Below are 5,754 nucleotides of genomic sequence, written 5' to 3'. Positions count from 1 at the left end.
CATATACATCTGGGACTTTCACGGGCTTCATGGTGAAAGTCTTACTTATTGATAGGAGACTTTATGAAATTAACAAAAATGCATGGTCTTGGCAATGATTTTATCCTCTTTGCCGACCCTCAAGGTGCTAACAAGGACTATACTGATTTAGCCATTCGCCTTTGCGATCGCCGTACAGGCATTGGTGCTGATGGTTTAGTCATTGTTGTACCATCTGACACATGTGATGTGCGCATGCGCATCATCAACTCCGATGGCAGTGAAGCTGAAATGTGCGGCAATGGTATTCGATGCTTTGCCAAATACGCTTACGAACACGGAGAAATTACAAAAGAAACTTTCACCATCGAAACATTAGCAGGTGTTATGAAGCCAACCTTAACCATCGAAAATGGTGTGGTTACACTAGTAACAGTAGACATGGGCAAGCCATTCTTTAACAGTAAAGATGTACCTATGAATGTAGACATGGATAAGGTCATCGACGTAGACATTGATGTAAATGGCGAAACTGTAACAGTGAGCTCTGTATTGCTCGGTGTACCGCATACAGAGGTTTACGTAGAAGATATTACAAACGCCCCTGTTACGACACAAGGTCCAATCCTTGAAAAACACGATGCATTCCCATCCAATACAAATGTTAACTACATTGAAGTAGTAAACGACAAACACATCAAGGTTCGCACATGGGAACGCGGTGCTGGCGCTACACTAGCATGTGGTACAGGCTCTTGTGCCTCTGCCGTTATGTCCTTCGAAAAAGGCTTAACAGGTCGCGAAGTAGACGTAGAACTTTACTTAGGAACATTGCATATTTCATACTTGGAGGATGGCACGGTGCTCATGACAGGCCCTGCTGAGGAAGTCTTCGAAACAGAACTTCCTATCGATTAAGATGAAGTGGTTACAACTCATATTAAATGCGTTTCTAAAGTATCAACAAGGCCGTTCACTGATGCCGAAAAATACAGAGCCCCTCTTAGGCTTACTCCTATCCATACTCGTCATCATCATCGCCGTAGCCAATAGCATCGCCATTGGTTACGCCTTGATTGCAGTATGGTGCATTATGGCCTTTGTATTTTACCGCAAAGGGTACCAACCAAAGGAACTGCTAAACCTATCATGGACAGGTGCTAAAACGTCCATTGTGGTGATGCAAATCTTCCTCCTCATCGGTTGGCTCATCGCCATGTGGCAAGCTGCAGGCGTTATCCCTATGATCATTGCCACCGGCATCGACTTAATTAGTCCGTCCATCTTTATCGCGTCAGCCTTTTTATTAACCGCCTTAGTGAGCATGCTATTAGGCACAGCACTAGGAACTGTGGGTACCATGGGTATCGTACTCATCACGATGGCAAGGGCTGGTAATATTCCAGAGGATATCGTGGCAGGCGCTATCATAGCAGGTGCGTACTTTGGCGATCGGAATGGTCCTTTATCATCTAGTGCCTCTCTCGTAGCGGCTTTAACGCATACAAAGGTACCAACCAATATCCCTATTATGTTTAAGGATGGACTGCCAGCACTTGTGATTTCTACTGTGCTTTATCTATTACTATCTCAGTGGTTCCCACTCAACTATACTAATAGCTTGCTGCCCGATACAATCCACTTTGTGTTCAACATCGATTGGACCTTATGGATTCCAGTGATTATCGTCATCGCTTTATTGCCTTTGAAAGTATCTATCCGTTGGCCTATCGGCCTCAGCGCATTAGCCGCAGCCATTCTGGCTTATACAAATCAAGGGGCTACCCTTTCCGAATTGGGATGGTATACCTTAACAGGCTTTGAACTACCACATTATAATCCACTAGTAGATATCATTCACGGCGGTGGATTGCAAACGATGTTCATCCCTACATTATCCATCTTTATGGCCACTGCCATTTCTGGCATGCTCGAAGGGGTTGGCTTCTGGAATGATCTTAGACAACTATTAGAGCAAGCTAAAACGCGGAGCGATGTATTTGCTGCCAATGTAGGCCTCGCACTCTTAACCGGCGCTGTAGGCTGTAGCCAAGCTATTGCGGTTGTAATGACACATTCTATTATGCGTATTACCTACGCTCAACGGGGTATTCAAGATGAAGACGTGATGCTCGACTTTGAAAACAGTGGCATTCTCATTGCTCCACTATTACCATGGAACATCGCTGCTTACGTACCTGTAGTTATGATGGGTGCTAGCATAGCAGGCTATGTACCATTCGCCTTCTTCCTATATCTCGTGCCAATCATGTATTGGTTACGATTACGGAAGCAAGATCAATCAATCATACGCTAATTACAAAATCAATCATACGGTAATTACAAAATCAACAAATCATAGGCTAATTAATTAATCTTAAAGGGGAATTAGTATGATTTACACCATTACCTTTAACCCAGCCCTCGATTATATCGTACGCCTTGATCACCTCAAGACGGGCACCATTAATCGTACGACCCAAGAATACGTTCTTGGTGGCGGCAAGGGTATCAATGTATCTATCGTTCTTAACAACTTGGGCATGGATACAACGGCACTCGGTTTCATCGCCGGCTTTACTGGTGAAGAAATCGTTACGCAGCTCAATAGCTTTGGCGTAAAAGAAGATTTCATTCGCCTCCGCGAAGGATTAACCCGCATCAATGTTAAGGTGAAAGCCTCTGACGAGGAAACAGAGATCAACGGTCGTGGCCCAATCATTGGGTCCGACGAATTAGAAGCACTCTACAAACAGCTCGACGCTTTGACTGAACAAGATACACTAATCCTGGCAGGCAGTATTCCTTCTAGCTTACCTAGCGATATGTACGAGCTCATTATGGAGCGCTTGCAACATAAAAATATTCGCATCGTCGTAGATGCTACAAAGGATTTACTTACACGAGTATTGCCATATAAACCGTTCTTGATTAAACCTAACAATCATGAACTTAGCGAAATCTTTGGTCGCCCTCTTTCTACAAAGGAGGCCCTCGTAGAAGCTGCCAAAGCATTGCAAGAGAAAGGCGCACAGCATGTGCTTATCTCTATGGCTGGTGACGGAGCTATCTTGGTCGCAGCTGATGGCACTGTATTTACGAGCCCTGCCCCTAAGGGGACACTCGTAAATTCTGTAGGCGCTGGCGACTCCATGGTGGCTGGCTTTATTACAGGCTTTGAAAAGACAGGCAATTTACAAGAGGCACTGTACTGGGGTATCTCCAGTGGCTCGGCCTCCGCTTACTCTGAAAACCTAGCTACACTGCCGGAAGTAGAAGCATTACTTTCACAAGTACGAATTAACTAGTTTTACATTTTATTTGCATCAAGGAGTACATATATGCAAATCACTGATTTATTAAAACCTCAATCCGTCCTGCTAAATGCAGACCCTGTTACAAAAGCTGACGCTATTTATACCTTAGGGGAGTTAATGGAAAAAGGCGGCAACCTCATCGACAAAGGTGAGTACTTAGCAGCCGTGTTCGCTCGTGAAGAATCTGGCTCTACCGGCCTTGGTGACGGCATCGCTACACCACATGCTAAATCCGCAGGCGTAAAAGAAGCAGGTCTTGCAGCTATGGTTGTGCCTCAGGGCGTAGACTTCGAAGCGCTCGACGGTCAACCATCTCGTTTATTCTTCATGATCGCTGCACCAGAAGGCGCAGCTGACACTCATGTAGAGGTATTAAGCCAATTAGCTATGATGGTTATCGACCCTGATTTCAAAGAAGCCCTCATCGCTGCTCCAACTGTAGAACGTTTCTTGGAACTCGTAACAGCTAAAGAGCAAGGTAACTTTGATCCATCTGTAGAAGGCTTTATTAAACAACCTGAACCTCAAGAAGCACCAAGCCTCACTGATACTATTGAAGAAAAAGCTACAGAAGCTATCGAAAAAGTAGCTCCTAAAATTTCTGTAGATAATCCTCACTATGAAGTATTAGCCGTTACAGGTTGTCCTACAGGCATCGCGCACACCTACATGGCTGCGGAGTCCTTAGAACGCAAAGCTAAAGAAATGGGCATTTCCTTAAAGGTTGAGAAAAACGGTGCATCAGGTGTAAAAGATGCGCTTACAGCAGAAGAAATCGAACATGCCAAATGCATTATCGTCGCTTCCGACCGCCAAGTGGAAATGACTCGCTTTGATGGCAAGCCTATGATTCAAACAAAGGTAGCTAACGGCATCAATAAAGCGGAGGAATTATTGCGTGAAGCTACAGCTGGTACAGCACCTGTATACCACGCATCTGCTGCTGACCGCGAATCCGCTGAAATCGCTGCTAGCGCATCTGACAGCGTAGGCCGTCAAATCTACAAACACTTGATGAACGGCGTATCTCACATGTTGCCATTCGTTATCGGTGGCGGTATCTTGATTGCCCTTGCATTCTTATTCGATACATTTGATCCTGCAAACCCTAAAAACTTCGGTTCCGGTACACCTTTATCTGGCTTCTTAATGCAAATAGGTGGTGCATCCTTCGGCTTCATGTTACCAGTATTAGCTGGTTACATCGCTATGAGTATTGCTGACCGCCCAGGTCTTGTAGCTGGTTTCGTTGGTGGCTTATTAGCTAACCAAGGTGGCTCTGGTTTCCTTGGTGCATTGATTGCCGGCTTTGCAGCAGGTTACTTAGTATTATTAGTTAAGAAATTAGTATCTGGTTTGCCTCAAGCATTAGAAGGTACAAAACCAGTTCTCTTCTATCCTGTACTAGGTGTATTGTTCATCGGTCTTGCTATTACCTTCGTAATCAACCCTCCTGTATCTGCACTTAACCACTGGTTAATGGACTCCTTACAATCCATGGGCACTACTAGCCGCGTATTGTTAGGTCTTATCTTTGGTGCGATGATGTCCGTTGATATGGGCGGTCCTGTAAACAAGGCGGCTTACGTTATCGGTACTGGTGCTCTTGCGACTGGCGAATATGGTATTATGGCGGCTGTCATGGCAGGCGGTATGGTTCCACCATTGGCAATCGCTCTTTGTACTACATTCTTCCCTAGCCGCTTCACAGAGGCTGAACGCAAATCTGGTATCACAAACTACATCATGGGTCTTTCCTTCATTACAGAAGGGGCTATCCCATTTGCAGCTGCCGATCCAGTTCGCGTATTACCAGCTTGCATCATCGGTGCAGGTACAGCGGGTGCGTTGTCTATGTTCTTCGAATGTACACTACGCGCTCCACATGGCGGTATCTTCGTAGTTCCAACAATCGGCAACCCACTTCTTTACCTTGCATCCATTGCAATCGGCTCCGTTATTGCTTGCATCATCTTGGCACTATTAAAACCAAGCTTGAAAAAATAATCTCACACTTAAATCATCCAGCTCAATCATTTGTAAATAATTAGTTGATAACCAATTGTCTATTGTGAAAGCTAGCGAAATACTAAAATACAGAAAATTGTACATATAATAAAATAATAATTAGTACATATAGCAAAAGGACTAGAACTCCTAGAGTTCTAGTCCTTTTCTTATGTAACACTATCGGATTACATCATCATAAAATACGCCAAATACTTTCTTGAAAACACGATTTGCAACGTGATAACTTTCAAAGTCAAAGTCTGTAGGTGTTAAGAAGGTTACATGCACACATAAGAAAAACAAACTTTAAATCATTAATGGCAATAAATAATATTCTATGTACTTTAAATTTATTTATATTTTCCTAACCTCATTCTCTTTGTACTCATCCAGTATTCATCTATATTTTCATAAATTGTACAAATATATCGATTTATGTTAAACTATA

General features: G+C 43.7%; 4 protein-coding genes. All 4 read left to right on the top strand.

The features are described from left to right. Nucleotides 1–63: 63 nt before the first annotated feature. The 4 genes from dapF (at nucleotide 64) to QZ548_RS07430 (ending at nucleotide 5,303) form a co-directional block, all read left to right on the top strand. Complete coding sequence (gene dapF, locus QZ548_RS07445) at nucleotides 64–897, top strand: diaminopimelate epimerase (RefSeq protein WP_105089757.1); 834 nt, start codon at nucleotides 64–66, stop codon at nucleotides 895–897. Between the two features lie 61 nt (nucleotides 898–958). Then, the gene (locus QZ548_RS07440; RefSeq protein ID WP_295869415.1) at nucleotides 959–2,296 is read left to right on the top strand and encodes a Na+/H+ antiporter NhaC family protein; all 1,338 of its coding nucleotides are present in this window, start codon (nucleotides 959–961) and stop codon (nucleotides 2,294–2,296) included. Nucleotides 2,297–2,372: 76 nt separating this feature from the next. Further along, nucleotides 2,373–3,287, top strand: a complete 915-nt coding sequence (pfkB, locus tag QZ548_RS07435; RefSeq protein WP_295869411.1) for a 1-phosphofructokinase — start codon at nucleotides 2,373–2,375, stop codon at nucleotides 3,285–3,287. A gap of 33 nt (nucleotides 3,288–3,320) precedes the next feature. Further along, nucleotides 3,321–5,303: a fructose-specific PTS transporter subunit EIIC gene (locus tag QZ548_RS07430; RefSeq protein ID WP_295869409.1), complete on the top strand. Its 1,983-nt coding sequence runs from the start codon at nucleotides 3,321–3,323 to the stop codon at nucleotides 5,301–5,303. Nucleotides 5,304–5,754 lie beyond the last annotated feature (451 nt).

This window comes from uncultured Veillonella sp. (assembly GCF_915069625.1).
GTDB lineage: Bacteria > Bacillota > Negativicutes > Veillonellales > Veillonellaceae > Veillonella.
This window is presented reverse-complemented; position numbering and strand designations above follow the sequence as displayed.